Annotated in this window: 20 protein-coding genes; 16 read left to right on the top strand and 4 right to left on the bottom strand. The window is 44.3% G+C overall.

Annotated features, from left to right (window positions below):
* Positions 1 to 82 precede the first annotated feature (82 nt).
* Genes DLD82_RS09570 through dapF form a run of 3 tightly spaced genes read left to right on the top strand, consistent with a single transcriptional unit; the run spans position 83 to position 3082 of the window.
* Positions 83 to 1039 carry a ribose 1,5-bisphosphate isomerase gene (locus DLD82_RS09570; protein WP_109940898.1) on the top strand — a complete coding sequence of 319 codons (957 nt, stop codon included), beginning with the start codon at positions 83 to 85 and terminating at the stop codon, positions 1037 to 1039.
* A 10-nt stretch (positions 1040 to 1049) separates the two neighbouring features.
* Complete coding sequence (locus DLD82_RS09575; RefSeq protein WP_109940899.1) at positions 1050 to 2252, top strand: RuBisCO large subunit C-terminal-like domain-containing protein; 1203 nt, start codon at positions 1050 to 1052, stop codon at positions 2250 to 2252.
* Between the two features lie 5 nt (positions 2253 to 2257).
* On the top strand, positions 2258 to 3082 hold the full coding sequence (dapF, locus tag DLD82_RS09580; protein ID WP_109941066.1) for a diaminopimelate epimerase: 825 nt from the start codon (positions 2258 to 2260) through the stop codon (positions 3080 to 3082).
* On the opposite strand, the gene DLD82_RS09585 is transcribed toward dapF, so the two are convergent.
* Positions 3079 to 3789 (bottom strand): hypothetical protein, encoded by a 711-nt coding sequence (locus DLD82_RS09585; protein WP_109940900.1) that lies wholly within the window; start codon positions 3787 to 3789, stop codon positions 3079 to 3081. The genes dapF and DLD82_RS09585 overlap by 4 nt on opposite strands.
* A 101-nt stretch (positions 3790 to 3890) precedes the next feature.
* Here DLD82_RS09585 and DLD82_RS09590 point away from each other — a divergent pair, with 101 nt between their 5' ends.
* The 6 genes from DLD82_RS09590 to pdxT all read left to right on the top strand — a co-directional run bounded on the left by DLD82_RS09590 (position 3891) and on the right by pdxT (position 8286).
* The gene (locus tag DLD82_RS09590) at positions 3891 to 4628 is read left to right on the top strand and encodes a tetratricopeptide repeat protein (protein ID WP_109940901.1); all 738 of its coding nucleotides are present in this window, start codon (positions 3891 to 3893) and stop codon (positions 4626 to 4628) included.
* Between the two features lie 66 nt (positions 4629 to 4694).
* The gene (locus DLD82_RS09595; RefSeq protein WP_109940902.1) at positions 4695 to 5708 is read left to right on the top strand and encodes an adenylosuccinate synthetase; all 1014 of its coding nucleotides are present in this window, start codon (positions 4695 to 4697) and stop codon (positions 5706 to 5708) included.
* Complete coding sequence (locus DLD82_RS09600; RefSeq protein ID WP_109940903.1) at positions 5705 to 5887, top strand: methytransferase partner Trm112; 183 nt, start codon at positions 5705 to 5707, stop codon at positions 5885 to 5887. Before DLD82_RS09595 ends, DLD82_RS09600 begins: the two co-directional genes overlap by 4 nt.
* Complete coding sequence (gene cbiB / locus DLD82_RS09605) at positions 5887 to 6807, top strand: adenosylcobinamide-phosphate synthase CbiB (RefSeq protein WP_109940904.1); 921 nt, start codon at positions 5887 to 5889, stop codon at positions 6805 to 6807. The genes DLD82_RS09600 and cbiB overlap by 1 nt, the downstream gene beginning before the upstream one ends.
* Positions 6804 to 7700, top strand: coding sequence for a pyridoxal 5'-phosphate synthase lyase subunit PdxS (pdxS, locus tag DLD82_RS09610; RefSeq protein ID WP_109940905.1), 897 nt, complete (start codon positions 6804 to 6806; stop codon positions 7698 to 7700). The genes cbiB and pdxS overlap by 4 nt, the downstream gene beginning before the upstream one ends.
* Complete coding sequence (gene pdxT / locus DLD82_RS09615; protein WP_109940906.1) at positions 7690 to 8286, top strand: pyridoxal 5'-phosphate synthase glutaminase subunit PdxT; 597 nt, start codon at positions 7690 to 7692, stop codon at positions 8284 to 8286. Before pdxS ends, pdxT begins: the two co-directional genes overlap by 11 nt.
* Here the strand turns inward: pdxT and gpmA are convergent, their stop codons facing one another.
* Positions 8287 to 9033, bottom strand: a complete 747-nt coding sequence (gene gpmA / locus DLD82_RS09620) for a 2,3-diphosphoglycerate-dependent phosphoglycerate mutase (protein ID WP_109940907.1) — start codon at positions 9031 to 9033, stop codon at positions 8287 to 8289.
* A 667-nt stretch (positions 9034 to 9700) separates the two neighbouring features.
* Between gpmA and DLD82_RS09625 the strand changes: the two genes are divergently transcribed.
* Positions 9701 to 9952, top strand: a complete 252-nt coding sequence (locus tag DLD82_RS09625; protein WP_109941067.1) for a DUF7123 family protein — start codon at positions 9701 to 9703, stop codon at positions 9950 to 9952.
* A 530-nt stretch (positions 9953 to 10482) separates the two neighbouring features.
* Here the strand turns inward: DLD82_RS09625 and DLD82_RS09630 are convergent.
* Entirely contained in the window at positions 10483 to 11016 is a 534-nt protein-coding gene (locus DLD82_RS09630; RefSeq protein ID WP_146199750.1) for a hypothetical protein, read from the bottom strand.
* Positions 11017 to 11102: 86 nt separating this feature from the next.
* Between DLD82_RS09630 and DLD82_RS09635 the strand changes: the two genes are divergently transcribed.
* The 3 genes from DLD82_RS09635 (at position 11103) to DLD82_RS19200 (ending at position 12513) form a co-directional block, all read left to right on the top strand.
* Positions 11103 to 11393 carry a nucleotidyltransferase family protein gene (locus DLD82_RS09635; protein ID WP_109940909.1) on the top strand — a complete coding sequence of 97 codons (291 nt, stop codon included), beginning with the start codon at positions 11103 to 11105 and terminating at the stop codon, positions 11391 to 11393.
* Between the two features lie 150 nt (positions 11394 to 11543).
* Positions 11544 to 11723 (top strand): HepT-like ribonuclease domain-containing protein, encoded by a 180-nt coding sequence (locus DLD82_RS19565; protein WP_369333092.1) that lies wholly within the window; start codon positions 11544 to 11546, stop codon positions 11721 to 11723.
* A gap of 604 nt (positions 11724 to 12327) precedes the next feature.
* Positions 12328 to 12513, top strand: a complete 186-nt coding sequence (locus tag DLD82_RS19200) for a hypothetical protein (RefSeq protein WP_109940910.1) — start codon at positions 12328 to 12330, stop codon at positions 12511 to 12513.
* Between the two features lie 75 nt (positions 12514 to 12588).
* On the opposite strand, the gene DLD82_RS09650 is transcribed toward DLD82_RS19200, so the two are convergent.
* The gene (locus DLD82_RS09650; RefSeq protein WP_109940911.1) at positions 12589 to 13017 is read right to left on the bottom strand and encodes a hypothetical protein; all 429 of its coding nucleotides are present in this window, start codon (positions 13015 to 13017) and stop codon (positions 12589 to 12591) included.
* A 48-nt stretch (positions 13018 to 13065) separates the two neighbouring features.
* On the opposite strand from DLD82_RS09650, the gene DLD82_RS09655 reads away from it, so the two are divergent.
* The 3 genes from DLD82_RS09655 (at position 13066) to DLD82_RS09665 (ending at position 18648) form a co-directional block, all read left to right on the top strand.
* Complete coding sequence (locus tag DLD82_RS09655; protein ID WP_109940912.1) at positions 13066 to 14709, top strand: hypothetical protein; 1644 nt, start codon at positions 13066 to 13068, stop codon at positions 14707 to 14709.
* 6 nt (positions 14710 to 14715) lie between these two features.
* Entirely contained in the window at positions 14716 to 18156 is a 3441-nt protein-coding gene (locus tag DLD82_RS09660; RefSeq protein WP_109940913.1) for a PKD domain-containing protein, read from the top strand.
* A gap of 63 nt (positions 18157 to 18219) precedes the next feature.
* Entirely contained in the window at positions 18220 to 18648 is a 429-nt protein-coding gene (locus DLD82_RS09665) for a type IV pilin N-terminal domain-containing protein (RefSeq protein WP_109940914.1), read from the top strand.
* Positions 18649 to 18689: the final 41 nt, after the last annotated feature.

An 18689-nucleotide genomic window follows, 5' to 3' on the forward strand; every position in this document is an offset into this window, starting at 1 on the left:
AAACCAGATAATACCAATCGAAAGGGATCTTCAGATATAACGATCCAAGAATTATTCCGGGTGGAAAAAAAGAAAATGTGATATGACTGTTGAGGAGACTGCAGAGAAAATCCGGACGATGGAGATACGGGGAGCGGGAAGAATTGCCCGCTATGCTGCGAAGGCATTACTTGACCATTCGCAGACCCTCAGTGGTCGTGATATGGCTTCATACCGAAAAGAGATGCAACAAGCGGCAGACCTTCTTGTCTCAACAAGGCCGACTGCAGTCTCCCTCCCGAATGCGGTAAACCTTGTAATGAAATCCCTCATGGGAGTTTCAGATATCAAAACCGCAAAAACAAATCTTGAGGAACGGGCAGCAGCATTCGTCCGACGATCAGAAGAAGCCGTATCAAAGATAGGAAAAATAGGGGCCAGAAATATCCGGGATGGTGACGTTGTCCTTACCCATTGTAACTCTGAAGCTGCTCTTGCCTGTATATTGGAGGCCCACCAGCAGGGTATGGATATTGAAGTGTATGCTACGGAAGTAAGGCCCCGGAACCAGGGACATATCACCGCTAGAACTCTATCCGATGCCGGAATAAAAACGAATTTTATTGTAGATTCAGCAGCCCGGTTTTTTATGAAAGAGGTAGATCTCTGTATTACCGGCGCTGATGCGATTACCGTGAACGGTTCTGTTATTAATAAGATCGGGACGTCACAGATTGCACTGGCAGCCCATGAGGCACGGGTAAGTTTTCTTGTGGCTGCAGAGACATACAAATTTGCTCCCTGCACAATCGTTGGAGAGAGGATCCTCATTGAAGAGCGGTCACCTGATGAAATCCTGTCTCCTGAAATGAGGAAAGAACTCAGAAATGTAACGGTCAGAAACCCGACATTTGATATAACTCCGGCAGATTATGTAGATCTTATCATCACCGAAGCAGGGGTATTTCCACCGGAAATGGCATATACTGTCATTAGAGAACAACTGCACTGGGATAGTTCTGATTTAAGTTCTGATTACCCGTATTGTGAAGAGGAATAAGAGGAATAACATGACCGAAATTACAGCCACATATTATTTCAGACCAAAAGAAGGGGTTAGCCCGGATTGGGCAGCCAGAGCAATTGCAGAAGAACAAACCACAGGAACCTGGACAGATATTGCTACCAGGCAGGAATATGTTCATTATCTTGACGGAATAATCGGGGATATCAAACCCTCGGGAGCCGGGTATACCTGTACCATCGGATACCCGTCTGATATTTTTGAACCGGGAAATATTCCTCAGTACCTCTCTGTTTTTGCCGGAAATCTCTTCGGCCTTTCGAAGATAGCAGCAGTCAGGCTCCTTGATGTTGAGTTTTCCCGTGAACTTATCCCATTTAATGGACCAAAATTCGGTATCGAAGGAGTCAGAAAACTCGTGGGATCGGAGGGTCGTCCCCATGTCGGGACCATTATCAAACCAAAAGTAGGATTAAACCCGAAAGATACTGCTGAAGTCGCCTATGAAGCAGCAATTGGGGGAGTAGACCTGATAAAAGATGATGAAACACTCACCGACCAGAAATTTTGTCCGCTCAAGGAGCGCCTTCCCTTGGTCATGGAAAAGATGGACCAGGTTAAAAGTGAAACCGGCAGGAACGTCTTATATGCAGTAAACATCTCAACCGCTGGCGATAAGATTGTGGAGCGGGCACGTGAAGCGGTCCGGTCAGGGGCAAATATGCTGATGATTGATGTACTGGTCTGCGGGTTTGATGCGGTTCGGGCGGTTGCAGAACAGCCGGGAATTAACCTTCCGATTCATGTCCACCGGGCGATGCATGCAGCCATGACCAGAAACCCGGAGCATGGTATTGCAATGAGGCCTTTTTGTCGTCTTGTCCGGATGCTTGGGGGGGACCAGCTTCACACCGGAACCGTTTCAGGAAAAATGGAGCACGATGCTTCAGAACTTAAAGGAGATAACCTTACCCTGACCGGGGATTTCTTTGGCCTGAAGACAACCTTCCCGGTCGCAAGCGGAGGACTGCATCCGGGAGGAGTGGATAAAGAGGTCCGGATGCTCGGAAGGGATATTATTCTGCAGGCAGGGGGCGGTATCCATGGTCATCCTGATGGAACCCGGGCAGGGGCTGCGGCTATGCGGCAGGCCGTGGATGCAGCACTTGCAGGTATTGCTCCGGCACAATATGCAAAGGATCACCCGGAGTTAAAGCGGGCACTGGATAAATGGGGAATTGCAAACTGATATACATGGAATTACCATTCGCAAAACTCCACGGAAACGGGAATGATTTTATCCTTATCGATGAGTATTCCGGGGAAAAAATACCAGACGAGATGAAAGCATCATTTGCGGCACTGTATTGTGACCGGAAGTTTGGCATAGGCGCTGACGGAGTTCTTTTTCTCCAAAAAGCTGACGGGGGGATCCTGATGCGTCTTTTCCAGCCGGACGAGAGTGAAGCCGAGATGTGCGGTAACGGAATTCGCTGTCTTGCAAAATATGCCTTTGATGCAGGATATGTAAAAAGCCCCTGTTCTATTGAAACCCTTGCAGGTCCGGTCAGGGTATCAATGGAATATGATGAAGATGGTGATTTTATGGCCGACGTTGAGATGACAGAGCCAATTTTTGATTCACCCGGGATACCTGCAAAAGGATCCGGCGACTTTCATGAAATTATCAATGGCTATGAGGTTTATGCCGCAAATACCGGAGTTCCCCATGCTGTTGTCTTTGTAAAAGATCTGGAAATGGTGGATGTCTTAAAAATGGCCCCGCCAATTCGTTTCAGCCAGCTTTTTCCCTCTGGTGCGAATGTAAATTTTGTACAGGTAAGCAGCAATAGCGCACTAAAAATCAGAACATTTGAACGGGGAGTTGAGAGTGAAACACTCTCCTGTGGTACCGGAGCTACGGCATCTGCGGCAATTGCTCACCGGCTCAAAAAGACCGGGGAAGTCGTGGAAGTCGAGACTCTGGGTGGCCCCCTGACCATTACATTAAAAGATGGAACTTTCATGAAAGGGCCTGCAGAAACGGTCTTTACCGGTATCCTGAAGTTGGATAATTAATTTCTCTCTTTTTCTTCATTCGCCACATTTTTTTTGGTATATATACTGGCGATCTTTCCCGCTGATACTATCAGGAGCAAAAATCCGGCCATGGTGCCAGCCATCAGGATGATCATGACAAGCGGGGAAGTCCCGAATGAATGATCTCCTCCCCTGATGAGAAGCATTACCCCTTCAGGAATTGCCAGAGCAAAACTGCTGTGAATGGTTGCAGGATCATAACGAACCGTTTTACTAATCAGTCCGGCTAGGTGAAGTCCGGTTCCCAGAATCATTCCACCTGTCAGTAAAAGGGCGGAAATGATACTTATCTCATCAAATATTGTCCCTTCTGAAAAAACAAGTTCCCATGAGAGATATGCTGCAAGATGCGTTAAAAACAGCAAAAGAAAAAATTCAGCCGGAAGAAAGAGTGATGATGCACTCGGCCAGAGAGAAACCCAGAATGATTCTGTCGCAATAAGAGCGAAAATACAGGACATAAGAAACCGCCTGCGGTCTCCACGCATAGAGTAAATGCCAGTGATAAACAGCAGGGTGAGGAAAAATACGATGACCATTCGTGATGAAAACCCGGAAGGCAGCACGGGAACAATTATGGCCATGGGCACAAGGGCAAGTAGTAATATTGGAAGGTCATCCCGGATACTTTTTGAACCTGAAGGTATTGCGCTATCCCGAGGATGGATGTTCCGGATGAAATCCATAGATTATTATCTCTTTCCCTTGTGATGAATCACATCGGTTGTTCATGAATATCTTTAATGCATTTTGCGGGTAATCCTGATACACCGGAATATAGATTTTTATGGCCGATAATGTCAGTGACAAGGAAGCAGAGCGCTTGAAAAAGGAGGGGAACCAGTTTTCGGCGAATCAGAAGTTCGAGGATGCAATCCGTTGTTATGAAAAGGCATCTTCATTAAACCCGGTTGATGAAGATATATATTTCCAAAAGGGCCTTGCTTTCATGAACCTCATCAGGTACCAGGAAGCAGTCGAGGCTTTTGAGGAAGCTCTCCGATTAAACGATAAAGATGCCAGGTACTGGCTGTACATGGGCATCAACTACTTTTTCATGGGACGATACAGTAAAGCAATACCCTGCTTTAACATGGTACTCGAGATTGAACCCGGAAATCTGCATGCGTTAAGCAATAAAGGTTCGGCACTTGCTGAAATTAACCGGCATGAAGAATCAATTCATTGTTTTGACCGTATGCTGGAACTTGTGCCCGGAGATGTCAATGCCCTGTTTAACAAGGGTATCAGCCTGCAGAAATTGAAAGATTACAAGTCCGCAGTCGGGTGTTTTAAAGAGATCCTGAAACAGGATTCACAGGATTCAGATGCCTGGTTTGAACTGGGCAACTGTCTGGCCAGGACTGATAACTGTAAAGAAGCGATAAAATGTTACGACCGGGTTATCAGGATTGAACCAAACCATGCAGAAGTATATGATGCAAAGATCGAATGCCTGCGAAGTCTTGGATTCAATGATGAAGCAGAGGAACTGATTGCCAAACGTGAGATGGATGAATGGTGATCACCATCTCCGATCATCTGTAAATCTAAATCTTTATTTCTCCCGCTATCCTATGCCATAGGTTGGATGACTTGTACAATAATCGTAGGTGGTAACTTTGGTGATGAAGGGAAGGGAAAGATTGTTTCCCATGTTGCTCACCAGGACTGCCCCACAATAATAACCCGGGGGGGTGTAGGACCGAATGCCGGTCATACCGTTATGGTCGGTGAGAAAAAGTTCGGCGTTAGGATGTGCCCTTCCGGATTTGTGTATCCTGATGCAAGGCTTATGATTGGGACCGGTGTCCTTGTAGACCCCCGTGTTTTAAAGCAGGAGATTGATGTTCTCGGGGTAAAGGGGAGAATATTTTTAGATAACCGGTGTGCAATCATCGAAGAGTCACACATCCAGGAGGACAAAACAAACACGCACCTTTCCAAGAAGGTAGGTTCAACCGGAACCGGTTGTGGTCCGGCAAACCGGGACCGTGCTATGCGGGTTGCAAAGCTTGCGCGTGACATTCCTGAACTGAATGAATATCTGGTCGATGTACCACGAGAAGTAAACACTGCTCTTGATAAGGGAGAGAATGTTGTTATTGAAGGAACCCAGGGATTTGGGATTTCACTCTATTTTGGTTCGTATCCTTATGTAACCAGCAAGGACACCTGTGCTGCACAGATGGCTGCTGATAACGGAGTCGGGCCGACACGGGTTGATGACGTTATTGTGGTTTTTAAGGCGTTCCCCACAAGGGTGGGTGAAGGTCCGTTCTCAACCGAGATGACCAGTAAGCTGGCACATGAAATCGGGATACAGGAGTTTGGGACCGTTACCGGACGTGAGCGACGTATAGGTAACTGGGATAGCGAAATGGCACGATATGCTGCGATGGTAAACGGTTGTACCCAGGCGGCGATTACCGGAATTGACCATGTGGATCCCACCTGTTTTGGTGCGACTGAATTCTCCCAGCTTTCAAAAACCGCAAAGGATTTCCTCAAACAGGCCGAAGAAGATATCGGGGCACCGATAACACTCATCTCTACCGGGCCCGAACTCTCTCAGATCATTGATATACGGGCTGAATACGAATGAAAAGAGAATTAAATGATATCCTCTGTTGTCCGGTCTGCAAAGGGGATCTGGAACTCGTGGTAACCGAAGAAAATGATGTGGAAATCCTGACCGGAGCCTTAATCTGCCATGCCTGCTCTGTCACCTACCCGATAGATGAAGGCATTCCAAACCTTCTTCCCCAGAATACAACATCCTGATGATACTCCAGATTCCTGTTCTTTTTTTATCTCTTATAGTTGACAGGGTAACTGGTGATCCAAAAACATCTCTGCATCCGGTAGCGCTCATTGGGAGGTGGATCGGTTGGTGGGGGCGGCCCTCACGGTATCCGGTCAGAATCCAGCGGGTCATCGGGATAGTCGGGTGGTTTTTAACTGTAATCCTGTTTTGTGCTCCTTTTTTTGTAATTCAGGTTTATGCTCCCTGGTACCTGTATCTGCTTATTGCTCCGTTTATGCTGAAGATCTGTTTTGCCATTCGGGCATTGGAGGAACATGCACAGGCTGTATCTGATGCTGTCTCCTCTGATGAGCGTGCCAGAAAGGCTTCAATGCTGGTGTCCCGGGATACTACTATCCTTGATGATGAGCATCTTCTCTCCGCAGCTTATGAATCAGTTGCAGAAAACCTCAATGACAGTATCATCGCCCCGTTATTCTGGTTCATATTACTAGGTCTTCCTGGTGCTGCTTTATACCGGGCGGTCAATACCATGGATGCCATGCTGGGATACCGGGATGAACGGAGATATCTTGGATGGTGGGCTGCACGAATGGATGATCTTTTTTCTTTCATTCCGGCCAGAATTTGCGGACTGGTGCTCCTGGTTGTCTATGCATGGAAAAGAAGACTCAAACCTGCTGTCAGAGTATTGAAACATGACCGGAAGAAACGTCCCGGTTTTAATGGGGGGATCCCGATGTCACTCATCGCTGGTGGAGAAGGAATTCAGTTTGAAAAACCCGGCGTATATCTGATAGGAAAGAAGGAAAAGACGTTTCTTGAAGCAGGGCCTTCAATAATCCGGACCGTTCGGGAAACAACCCTTCTTTTTTGTTTTTTTGCTGCTGTCACGCTATTATTATGGGGCGGTGTATCCAATATATACGGAACATGATACTTGAAGACCTCCGGTTCGGCACCGAACTAATTAAACGGGGATTTGCTTCCATGCAGAAGGGAGGCGTAATAATGGACGTTGTTTCAGCCGAACAGGCCGGTATTGCAGAAGACGCAGGAGCTGTTGCAGTTATGGCACTTGAACGTGTTCCTGCTGATATCAGGGCTGCGGGTGGTGTTGCCCGGATGGCCGACCCGAAAAAGATAACTGAGATAATAGATACCGTCTCTATTCCGGTCATGGGAAAGGCACGGATTGGTCATTTTGTTGAGGCACAGGTGCTTGAAGCACTTGGCGTTGATATGATTGACGAGTCAGAAGTGCTGACTCCTGCAGATGAAGAATACCATATCGATAAGACGAAGTTTACCGTCCCCTTTGTCTGTGGTGCAAGAAACCTTGGGGAAGCCCTGCGCAGGATAAATGAGGGAGCTGCCATGATCCGGACGAAGGGAGAGGCCGGTACCGGAAATGTTGTTGAAGCAGTTCGGCACAATCGCACCATCCTGTCAGAGATAAGAAGACTCAAAGGGATGGAGGAGATTGAACTTGTCAAGAGGGCACGTGAACTTGAGGCTCCTGCTGAACTTGTCATTGAGACGGCTAAACGACAGCGGATTCCGGTGGTGAACTTTTCTGCCGGAGGTATTGCAACTCCTGCAGATGCAGCACTGATGATGCAGCTTGGCAGTGACGGAGTCTTTGTCGGTTCCGGTATCTTCAAGTCACAGCAGCCTGAGCTTATGGCAAAGGCAATTGTTGAAGCAGTAAATCACTGGAACGAACCAGCCGTGATTGCGGAGGTTTCAAAGGGTCTCGGAGATGCAATGAGAGGCCTTGATGTTCATGCTCTTCCGCCCGATCAGGTGCTTCAAAACCGTGGCTGGTAATACTGCGATTGGTGTTCTGGCACTCCAGGGCAATGTATCTGAACACATCGGAGCCTTTGAGTCTGCAATTAAAGGTCTGGATCTGGACATTCCGGTAATTCCTATCCGGAAAGCGGATGAGATTCCTTCTCTTTTGGCCCTTGCGATACCTGGTGGTGAATCAACCACCATTATGCGACTTATTGACAAGAACCGGATGCGGGATGTTATCAGGGAATTTCAGGGAGGAATTTTTGCAACCTGTGCCGGGATGGTATGTGCAGCCAGGAACCTCATAGATGAGACACGCTTTTCCCCCCTTGACCTGCTTGACATTACTGTCAGCAGGAACGCATTTGGAAGACAGCGGGAATCTTTTGAAGCAGATCTCAAGATAACCGGGTTTGAGAAACCCTTTCATGCGGTTTTTATCAGGGCCCCAGTTATTACCAGCGCCGGATCTGATGTAACCGTCCTGGCTGAGATACCTCAGGGGATCGTCGCAGCCAGGCAGCAAAAAAAATTAATTTTATCCTTTCACCCGGAGATCAGTCATGACCTCCGGATGCATGAGTACTTCCTGAAAAAAGTGCTCTCTCTTTCCTGATTATTTTGCTTTTCCCTGGTTTTTCACCGCTTCCATGGCGGCTTTTACCTTCTCCTCGTCACCAAGATAATAGTGCTTTATAGGTTTGAGGTTTGCATCAAGTTCGTACACCAGGGGGATTCCGGTTGGAATGTTCAGATCAGGGATATCTGCATCAGAGATCTGGTCAAGATGTTTGACTAAGGCCCGCAGGCTGTTTCCGTGAGCGGTGATGAGAACCTGTTTTCCTGATCTAACTGCCGGAGCAATCTCATCATTCCAGTAGGGGATAAATCGTGCAACGGTGTCTTTCAGGCACTCGGTCATAGGAAGGTCGCTTCTCTGAATCTCCTGGTACCGGCGGTGAAAGGCCGGATTGTCCTGGTCATCCGGGTTGTAGGCAGGTGGCGGGATATCATAACTTCTTCTCCAGATGTGTACCTGCTCCTCTCCGTACTTCTCCACCGTCTCGGTCTTATTAAGGCCAGTAAGAGCACCGTAATGTCGTTCATTAAGCCGCCAGGTCCTGATAACCGGCATCCACATAAGGTCCATCTCTTCCTGAATAAGCCAGAGTGTCCTGATAGCCCGTTTCAGAACTGATGTATATGCCATATCAAAATCAAGACCCTGCTCCCTGAGTGCTTTTCCGGCAGATCGTGCCTCTTCAATGCCCTGGGGAGAGAGATCAACATCACGCCAGCCGGTAAACCGGTTTTCCCGGTTCCAGAGGCTTTCTCCATGACGAATCAGAACCAGCGTATACATGAATAATCACCTGAATGTTGGTACTACAACCGGTTAAAACTCTGTTAAATATTTCATGTCATCTTATTCCCAGGCATGATGATGATGATCCTCCCCGCGTAACCGCTCACGTTGGGTATGGAGCATGTGAGAAATTTTGTGTAGCATGCTCATGAAACAAGTGTTGCAACCGGTTGCAACTGTTTAAAACAATCGGTTATGGGAAATTAGTTATCATTTTATTATTTTTTTGAAAGTCCCCGTCTCATTAATAAACCAGATGCAACCACCGGAAAGTTTCTTGTTTATTCAGGGGAGAAGATTTGAGATTTCTTCACTGAATTAATGAGAAAATTCACTTGAATGGAGTTTCAGACTATTTTCCAGCGGTTTTATCTATATCGCTTATACACTGTTTCAGACAACACTTGTATGTCACAAAGAGACCTGCCTTAAACATCCGGGTAACCGGAAACCCAAGGCAGGATCTCTGTAGGTGAGTAGCGTTCAACATGTCCTCCTACAAATGTTGCATCCATCTCATCTTGTAAAAGAAACATCCCCGGTCAGGAGGGGTGTTTCATGTCCTCCGGATTCTCCTCTCCTGACCAGAACCTAACTTCATCCGGCCGATGATATGGCCGGTTTCCTCCTACTAACAACAAGAACAGTATTTATGGAGATAGATATGCTTCTACAAAGCAAGTTTGACACAACATATAATGAAAGACAGATCTGCCTGATGAATTACCTGAAAAATACTGTAAAACCTGGTGCAAATTTTTTCAAGTCTAAGTATATCGCCAAGGATACCGGCCTCTCTTCAAAAGAAGTTGGTACGAATATGGCATTACTTGCTGAAATGTGTCATGAGTTTAAAATTGAACGGTACAGTTACTCCAATAGTACCACCTGGCTGATAACGGCATCCCAGATATAAATCTATTTTTCCTCCTTCCTTTATTATATAGGTATGGACTTACTCCTCCTCTTACTTTCTTCCGATCTATTCCGGGTCTATTTCCGGAAATAAGTCCCGATTATCCGTTTTTTAAAGAGTCATATCCTCTGATGTTGTAAATAAGTCAAAATGGGCTCTGATTAATTTTATCTCTATTAAAACCGATGCTGTAGATTGACGGTAATGGTCTATTCTCGATAGGTACATGTTCAATGTGGGCGGGGTTGAGATCCTCCCTCTCCGTGCTTCTGTGGATGCATTTTTTAAAGAGATTTTACTGGATATTTCTTTAAGAACTAGATATCCAGGAGTTATCTGGGTATATGCAGACTCCTGTGTGCATTGATTTCAAAAATTTATTCAATCCATGTGAGGGAGTTATTTATCGGGGATTAGGAAAGGGATAATCGGCATTTGAAAAGTTAAATCATATATATCTACTGAGAAAATTGGGATATCCATACCGCTCGGGTTCTCACAATCCCCTCAATACTGGATGTATCTGATAATCATCCTGTCAAATAGGCATTCAGCACAGCTGCCGGAGGATACTGAGAAAAGGCCTGTCGAAGACAGGAAGTGGTCAATGTAAGAAACTGGCCGATTCCTTCTGTATTGATCTTCCCATCCATTGTAAGAATAATATCTATGTGTAATAATTCTAACCGCCTGCCATACGGGAGTTCTACGTAAAAGGGGTGGCCGTATTCATCCCACTGGAAGTTATAAAACGATTTATTCTGAGCCAGAGTTCCCATTTCATCAATAGATTGACAGGAATCAAGTGCAGTGATGAGTTCATCGATTTTTTCAGCACTATCCCCATAGAGTGTGAGATACGCCCTAATAAAATCAGAAAATCGATCTTCCAACAGGGAAGGGTTCACAAACCAGCAGAAATACTGTTCCTGATGATCCTCGGTAAAGAGTTCGAGTGGGTATAGAAAAGAGATCGCGGATTTGATCTGCGATAATTCAACATCCTTATTGTCTTTTTTGACAAAGAGTGAAACTGTAAGGCCGGTTGCAAGATACTGTCCCATATTTTTAAATATTGAATGCACGTTTTATTATTTCAATGGGTCAGAAATATACAACGGTTTATTTTTTGTAAATCCAATATGGTACTATGTATACGCTGGATATGGTCCGGTCACGGCGCAATGAAATTCTCAATATTGCAGATAAATACCGGGTGAGTGACATCCGGATTTTTGGTTCAGTTGCACGTGGGTGTCAGGATGAGGCCTCTGATATTGATCTCCTTGTTCATCCAGGGCCAGGATTCTCTCTATTTCTCCATTCTGATCTCATGCATGAGCTTCAGGATCTTCTTGGTGTCCAGGTTCATGTTGTGAGTGATCGAGGACTCAGGCCTCGGGTATTTGATCAGGTGATGCGTGAGGCAGTTCCTTTATGAGGGATGATCTTACTCGGATCGCTGATATTTTAGAGGCTATTCATCATATTGAAAGATATCAACCTGCTGATTTTGATGAGTTTCTTGAGAATGAACTGATTCAGGTATGTTCTTCACTATATTCAAGAGATTGGAGAGGCATCAGCAGGTATCTCATCGGAATTTCGGAAGCAAAACCGTTCGATTCCCTGGAGGCAGATAGTGGATATGCGAAATCTGCTTGTTCATCAGTACTTTGGTGTTGATTTGAATGAGGTATGGAATGCTGTGATATCTGATATTCCCTTCCTTAAGAAAGAGATTGAAGTTATACTGAGTGATAAACAATAATCCTAAATCACAATCCAATTTGATTCTTTTTTATGTTAGCCTGCTCTATGAGTGGTATTCGAATCCATTCACATGGTCGTGCTAACTCCTCCTCTTGGATCTTCAGGGACAAAATATGAGATCCAGCAGTCCTGAATAATGGAAAACTGATCGTGCTTATTGAACAGGACATTGATACACCAATAGTAAAGGTTAAGGGTGCACTTGAGAACGGGGAGTTCGAAAGGAGTTAGAACAGGTATCCCTTCCACTCATGAAGAGCAGGCCCACCACAACTGAACTGTTCAAAAAGATGATTGAACCTGAAAAACAATTACCTGATGAAAGACACTGAAACAAGGTTCGCGAATTTACCCTGTTATTATCAAACTAAATTGTCGATAAAGAAATACTGAATGAACTTTTAGAGGAGTTACGAATGTTGAAAGTGATTAAGGACGCTGAGGACAGAGGGAGAATAGAAGGAAGAGGAGATAATTATAACATCTGAAGACAAACCCGCAATTCAAAAAGCACATCATTCTCAACAGGTTATGAGTCTTGATGAAGAAAACCGGCGACTCTATGAAGCTAGAGAGATGTTTCTTCATGATCAGGTACAAGAATGTATGAAGCGAAAGAGGAGGGACTGCAAGAAGGGATGAAGAAGGGAATGGAGAAAGCAAAAGAAACCGTTGCAAAAAACCTCCTTTCCAAAGGTATGAATGATGAGTTTGTAATAGAAACAACCGGTCTTGATCAAACAATCATCGATAAACTCAAAAAATCACTTCCCCTTCCCTCACAATAATCCCTTAATTTACTCTCTTACTATCCCTGACCCCGGATCCCCAATATAAATCTCGTTTATTTTCCGGATTTAAGGCTAATTCTCCCGTTTTCCAATCCAACACTCAAACCCGGTTATAATTTCCTCAAATTGCCCCTGGTTTCCCCATCCGGATGATGAAACCGACACTCTGGATTGACGGTACCGGACCTGGTATCCGGGGGTATATATACTATGGGTGAGGAGGAGATCCTCCCTCTCCGGGCTTCTGTGAGAGTGGCCGGAAAACGGAATATAATGGCGATTTTTGGCTTTTAATGGCAAATTCTCTTTTTGAATGAAGATTCCGGAATTCCGGCCGTTTTTTTCCGGTATGTCCTGGGTTATAAAAAAGAATGTATTTGCAGTATTTTGTTTTGTTTCCAGTGCTTCATCGGTTTTTACTCTGGTCCCGGTCCGAAAATCCGGGTATGTTGCCGGGTTTCGGGATTGGTATCCCAGAGTTTCAATTCCGGGTGGGTTCATCGAATGATATGTATATTAAGTGCCCGGTAGATAACTCCTCCAGTATTAATGTCTGGCAGGGTTAGTGATGACGCTCTCTCCGAGGTTATCGGGTTTATCTTAATTATCGCGATATTAGTCGTCATTGCATCGTTATATGTTACATATGTTGTTCCGGCACAGGGGAGGGAAGCGGAAATTGAGCATATGACCTACATCAAGGACAAATTTGTAGATTTCAAGATCGCTTTGGATTCCTTATGGATTAACCAGGAAACAAATGTAAGTGTAAGCCAGAATATTGAGATGGGAACGTTGGGCCAGAAAACACAGGGGCAATTTGTCTTTTTACCATTGGCTAATCCAGTTGGTTCAGCTGGTCAAATGAAGATTGATAATTCAGATGATACAGGTACTATAAATATTACAATCAATGGTCTTTTCAAGGAAATTTCTGAAGATGATCGTGAGGCAATGGATTTATATGGATCCTCACAAATTATCGTAAACCCGGATATCTACCGTCAAATTCAGTATTATCAGGCATTGTATCCTGCTCATACAAAAAATATGATATTAATACCAATTTCTGATGAAACAGATCCAACAGCTCCAGATTACATCCCAAGTGATCCTAATGATTTTACTGACATAGTAGAGCTTGAGTTTCCCTTGGTAGATATTTATCCGAATACATCAGATACCATTAGGAACTGGACCGCATCATTTGAATTAGTGCGAGTACCTTCTTTTTATATCCCAAATAGTGGCAATAATGCCACATTTTTTGAAACAGATAAATGGGCTGGTTATATGGAGGCTGATTACCGGTATGATCTTATGATGAATCTGGAAAAAAGGAATATGTCTACAGGATCAAATTTCCCAGTTTTTCAAAGTTTTACTGTTGGGTCATATTCCATTAAACCCAGTTCTGATGTTTGGATAAATCTGCAGGATCCAGCATATGGGCTTGATGCATCCGGGCCATTGGAAGTAAAAGATGATGATGGAAATGTTTACGTTGGAACATTGAATAACACCCAGAATTTTGATGTTAACATGAGTTCCGCCATTAATTTTGATATCTCTTCATTTAATGAGGCCATAAAGTCAACGTATGATCTTTCTACCCACTCAACTCTTAATCAACCAATGGGAAATTTCTCTTATACAGGCAGGAATTACTATTGGGTCAACCAGGAATACACCTATCAGATGGGAGGTGTTTTCCTCTCACAACAGGATACCGGAGGTAGTGTTGCCAAGGTTCTTCCATTGCTCACATTAGGGACAGAAAATGGCAATCCACTCGTAAAAATAACACGTTTGTTAATCAAAGGAGTAAATGGAAATGTGGCCGGAACGACGCCGGTTCAGGTAGTATCCCAAGTGACTGGTATCAGAAAAAATATTATTCAAAATGACAATTATCTCGCTCCATCACCCAATAATGCCCGTAAGGTGTCGATCACCATTAACTATCCGAAAGATAACCCTGAACAGGTTCAAATGTGGGCAAATGTTTTCAATTCAACGGTTTATGCTGCAAATATGACTTCTGGTTTTAATCCTGCATGGAGAACCATTATAACTCCAACATCAAGAGAAACCGGAATAATTGTTGAAACTCCAGGAACAGATGTCTCTCTTGAATACACTGAAGTAGATGTGGAAATTCTCCTTCAGCCAGTCGGATGGCAGGGATCATGATGTAATATGAAAGAAGAAGGTATTTCTGAAATAGTCGGTGCGTTACTCCTTGTGGTTGTTCTAGGATTATTAGCAGCGATAATTCTCTCAATTCTTGTTTCACAATACCCAGGTGATGTCCTGCCTGACCCCCGTATTGAAATATACAATGATACGTATTCGTATACCGAGGGGATCAATACAATTCATATCAGTTCTCTCGGAGGTGATCCTCTCCCAACAGGAGAATATACAATTAAGGTTCATCGAAAAGACGGAACATATGTTGCAATTCCATCAGGAGAAATTAATATTTCAACCGGTTTTGAAAAAGATATTTCAACCGGGAATGTCCTCTGGTTTTATGATAAGGATCCTGGTAATTTTATCACTACCGTTGATGTGATCTATCAGGATCCTGGGTCTGATTCAGAAACACTGATGTATAGAAAGAATCTTTCTGAATATGCATCAAGACCTGGTCCCGGTCCTGATCCTAGTACTCCATGTACCTCTGTTTCCATCTCCGGCACTATCACAGAGAGTGGAACAGGGAATCCTGCACCTGGTATTGTAGTATATGCTTATTATGAAGGTTCTTTAAAAGAAACAAAAATAAGTGACAGTTATGGAACTTACTCTTTTACCTTTCCAGAACCTGGAAATTTTGACCAATATGAGATTCGTTGCCCAGATACTGGCACATGGATCACAACTGATCCGGTAAGTAAAATTTTTAATGTAATAATAGATTCTTCAACTTGTGATTCTAGGAATAACGATTTTGAAGGAACCTTCACTGGCACTCCGGGGCTTACTGTTACCTCTCCAAATGGCGGTGAAAGATTTGCTGTAGGATCCATACAGACCATATCATGGACTGTAGAACACGCATCTCCTGATCATTTCACAGTAGAGTATTCAATTGACAACGGGAATAATTGGGATAGTATCAGTTCTTCAGTATCAGGAATATTAAGGATCTTTGAATGGACTGTTCCAAACACCCCGACTGATCAAGCTCTGGTTCGTGTTACTGCCAAGGATAGTTCAGGAAACACCTTAGCTGATGATACCAGTGATAGTGTTTTTACAATATTTAATCCGGATTGTTACAGAATATCAGGCCAGGTACTCAATCAGGCAACAGGTAACCCGGTTGGTGGAATTCGGGTGAATGCATACTACCAAGGTGAACACGTAACTATTATTGGCTATGCTGATACCACTGGTGATGGGCGTTACACCATTCTTCTCCCTTCAACAGGAAATATCGAACAGTATGATATTCATTGCCCTGATACCGGAACATGGCAGACAACAAACCCGGCCAGTAAATGGCATTATGGGATAGTAATTGATCCTTCATCCTCCACTCATTGTCATCCTGATGAGGTTGATTTCCAGGGAATGGATATTCTCCTACCAACTTTGAGTGTAATCTCTCCGAATGGAGGAGAAGACTGGGTCGTTGAAACTGAACATCAGATCACCTGGAGTGCAGAGAATGTAGATACTGCATCATACAGGATTGAATACTCAATTGATAGTGGAGTGAACTGGATTCTCATAGATGATGCTGTATCAGGATCTTCTGTGAGCTATTCCTGGACTATTCCGGAAACACCGAGTGAATTAGCACTTATCAGGGTTATTGCTAAAGATAGTTCCGGAACAACGATCATTGAGGACGATAGTGATAATGTGTTTACTATCTCGGCTCCATGCACAAAAACGATAACCGCAACTGCTGGAGATCATGGTTCGATCTCCCCTGAAGGATCGGTAGAAGTTTCCTGTGGTTCTGATCAATCGTTCACCATTACTGCTGATCCCTGCTACAGGATTGAATCAGTAACAATTGAAGGGGTTCCCATTTCAGGACCATTCGATAGTCCTTATCCGTACACTTTTCCATCTGTCCAGTCAGTTCACACGATTCATGCAACTTTCACGCCCATCACGTATACCATTACTGCAACCGCTGGAGATCATGGTTCCATCTCACCGGCTGGATCTATTCCCACCAACTGTGGCACTTCACCATCTTTTACCATAACTCCAAACACCGGGTATAGTATATCAGATGTCATTGTGAAAGGCATTTCGGTGGGTGCAGTATCAGAATATACATTCCCCCCCGTATATGAAGATCAGACAATCCATGCAACATTCAAAGAAGACTGCCCCCAACCAATTGCTTCATTTATTGCAAGTGCGAGTGAACGGAGACGAACTGTTTCATTTACTGATACATCCACAGGTAGTGTCACAAACTGGCTCTGGGACTTTGGTGATGGTTCAACATCTCCTGAGCAAAATCCTGTCTATACTTATGGTAGTTCAGGGACATACCTTGTCACTCTTACCGTTTCAGGCCCATGCGGGTCAGATTCATACTCTCAACGGATCAAGACCGGGTGCTGGTATATATCAGGTATAGTTACCCTGACTTCTGGACCATTATCACCCCAAGATCTAACCATAGTTGCAATTGGTGATAAGGGAAGTCATTATACCATCACACCATTTTCAGATGGAACCTATCTTATTGATATCACTGCTCAGAGAAGTGAAAAATTCACCGTATCTGTATTAAATTGTCCCGGTGCCGGGTGTTTAGAATATTCAATATCTCCAGTAAGTTATTCAGATGTTCAAATAACACCAGGTCTGGGAAAATGTTCATCATCCAACAATAATTTCGATCTTACGTATAATTGTCCTCCGATGGCTGCTTCATTTACTGCCCTACCTTCGAATGGGAATGCTCCATTAACCGTCTGGTTTACCGATACTTCTACAGGGTATTATGAATTGATCGAGTGGGTTTTTGGTGACGGTACTACTGGGGAAGGATCTCCAATTACACATGATTATGAAATCCCTGGAACATATTCCGCAACAATGACAGTTTCTGGTGATTGTGGGAGTGATACTGCATCAGAGTCGATTCAGGTAAACCGGGGCCCCGGTTTTACTGTATACGGGTGGCTTCGGTTTACACAGCCTCCCACCCCTTCGGCACCTGACGAACGATGGGCGACTCTGGTTGTGGATGGAAATAGTGATAATTCAAGGCGATACCATCTACTACATAGCCAGCAAAACACACAGTTTGAAATGTTTTTCAAGACTGTTAACGAGGCAAATGGGTGGCAACATGCCCCTGAATCTTTCGGTCCGGTTCAAGGAGTATCATACCTCCTGGTGGCTGCATATGATCAGACAGATGGAATTGGACGCTTGTATGTAAACGGGGTTGAAGCAGCATCTCGTACTTATGATACAAGTGGCATTGCTCCGTCTCCCAATTTATACCAGGTTGGAGGTCCGAGTGGAATTTATTATAGTGGTACTGCCAATCAAAGACGTCTCCGGGGTGATGTTGGAGGGGTAAATACTATTGAAAATGTTCTCCTCGGCCCGGAAATTCAAACCATGTATGAGGATGGCCCTCCTTGGTAAATCAACAGGGTATTCTTGGTCATGAAATGCTAGGTGAAGCCATAAAATCAGTAGGTAAAAATAATGACAATACATCAAAGCCTGAAGCTAAGGGCCAGTATAAAGAAAGAATCTGCAGTATCTGAAGTCATTGGCGTAATAATCCTTCTTTCTTTAGTAGTTATCGGGCTGGGTATTGTCAGTTCAGTTCTGCTATTCGATGGAACCCCGGGAAAAATTCCAAGAGTTGAGGTTCAGGCATGGAAATCCTCAACCACGCTATTTATTGTCCACCAGGGAGGTGATATCCTCTCTTCTGATACCATCGAGTTCCATGTAAACGGAAATGATGAACCTGCAGAGGTGAAGGATGAGGCAGACCTAGAATGGACAGGTTCATGGAAACTGGGAGAAGTCCTGCATATTGAAGTGACAGATCCCCAGTATGTACAAATCATCTACGTGAAAGGAAGAGGAGAAACATTGCTCAAGAATATCTCTGAAATTTATTGATTTTTTAAAAGGGGTGGTAAAAATGCGCTTATTGAAAATAA

The sequence above is a fragment of the Methanospirillum stamsii genome (genome assembly GCF_003173335.1).
GTDB lineage: Archaea > Halobacteriota > Methanomicrobia > Methanomicrobiales > Methanospirillaceae > Methanospirillum > Methanospirillum stamsii.

Bases quoted from the DNA above. Each gene is read 5' to 3' on its own strand.
- DLD82_RS09600 (WP_109940903.1), top strand. From the start codon at position 5,705: ATGAAAAGAGAATTAAATGATATCCTCTGTTGTCCGGTCTGCAAAGGG.
- DLD82_RS09590 (WP_109940901.1), top strand. From the start codon at position 3,891: ATGGCCGATAATGTCAGTGACAAGGAAGCAGAGCGCTTGAAAAAGGAG.
- DLD82_RS09635 (WP_109940909.1), top strand. From the start codon at position 11,103: ATGTATACGCTGGATATGGTCCGGTCACGGCGCAATGAAATTCTCAAT.
- DLD82_RS09660 (WP_109940913.1), top strand. From the start codon at position 14,716: ATGAAAGAAGAAGGTATTTCTGAAATAGTCGGTGCGTTACTCCTTGTG.
- DLD82_RS19200 (WP_109940910.1), top strand. From the start codon at position 12,328: ATGTATGAAGCGAAAGAGGAGGGACTGCAAGAAGGGATGAAGAAGGGA.
- DLD82_RS09585 (WP_109940900.1), bottom strand. From the start codon at position 3,789: ATGGATTTCATCCGGAACATCCATCCTCGGGATAGCGCAATACCTTCA.
- DLD82_RS09665 (WP_109940914.1), top strand. From the start codon at position 18,220: ATGACAATACATCAAAGCCTGAAGCTAAGGGCCAGTATAAAGAAAGAA.
- DLD82_RS09630 (WP_146199750.1), bottom strand. From the start codon at position 11,016: ATGGGACAGTATCTTGCAACCGGCCTTACAGTTTCACTCTTTGTCAAA.
- DLD82_RS09655 (WP_109940912.1), top strand. From the start codon at position 13,066: ATGTCTGGCAGGGTTAGTGATGACGCTCTCTCCGAGGTTATCGGGTTT.
- cbiB (WP_109940904.1), top strand. From the start codon at position 5,887: ATGATACTCCAGATTCCTGTTCTTTTTTTATCTCTTATAGTTGACAGG.
- DLD82_RS09650 (WP_109940911.1), bottom strand. From the start codon at position 13,017: ATGAACCCACCCGGAATTGAAACTCTGGGATACCAATCCCGAAACCCG.
- DLD82_RS09575 (WP_109940899.1), top strand. From the start codon at position 1,050: ATGACCGAAATTACAGCCACATATTATTTCAGACCAAAAGAAGGGGTT.
- dapF (WP_109941066.1), top strand. From the start codon at position 2,258: ATGGAATTACCATTCGCAAAACTCCACGGAAACGGGAATGATTTTATC.
- DLD82_RS09570 (WP_109940898.1), top strand. From the start codon at position 83: ATGACTGTTGAGGAGACTGCAGAGAAAATCCGGACGATGGAGATACGG.
- pdxS (WP_109940905.1), top strand. From the start codon at position 6,804: ATGATACTTGAAGACCTCCGGTTCGGCACCGAACTAATTAAACGGGGA.
- DLD82_RS09625 (WP_109941067.1), top strand. From the start codon at position 9,701: ATGCTTCTACAAAGCAAGTTTGACACAACATATAATGAAAGACAGATC.
- gpmA (WP_109940907.1), bottom strand. From the start codon at position 9,033: ATGTATACGCTGGTTCTGATTCGTCATGGAGAAAGCCTCTGGAACCGG.
- DLD82_RS09595 (WP_109940902.1), top strand. From the start codon at position 4,695: ATGACTTGTACAATAATCGTAGGTGGTAACTTTGGTGATGAAGGGAAG.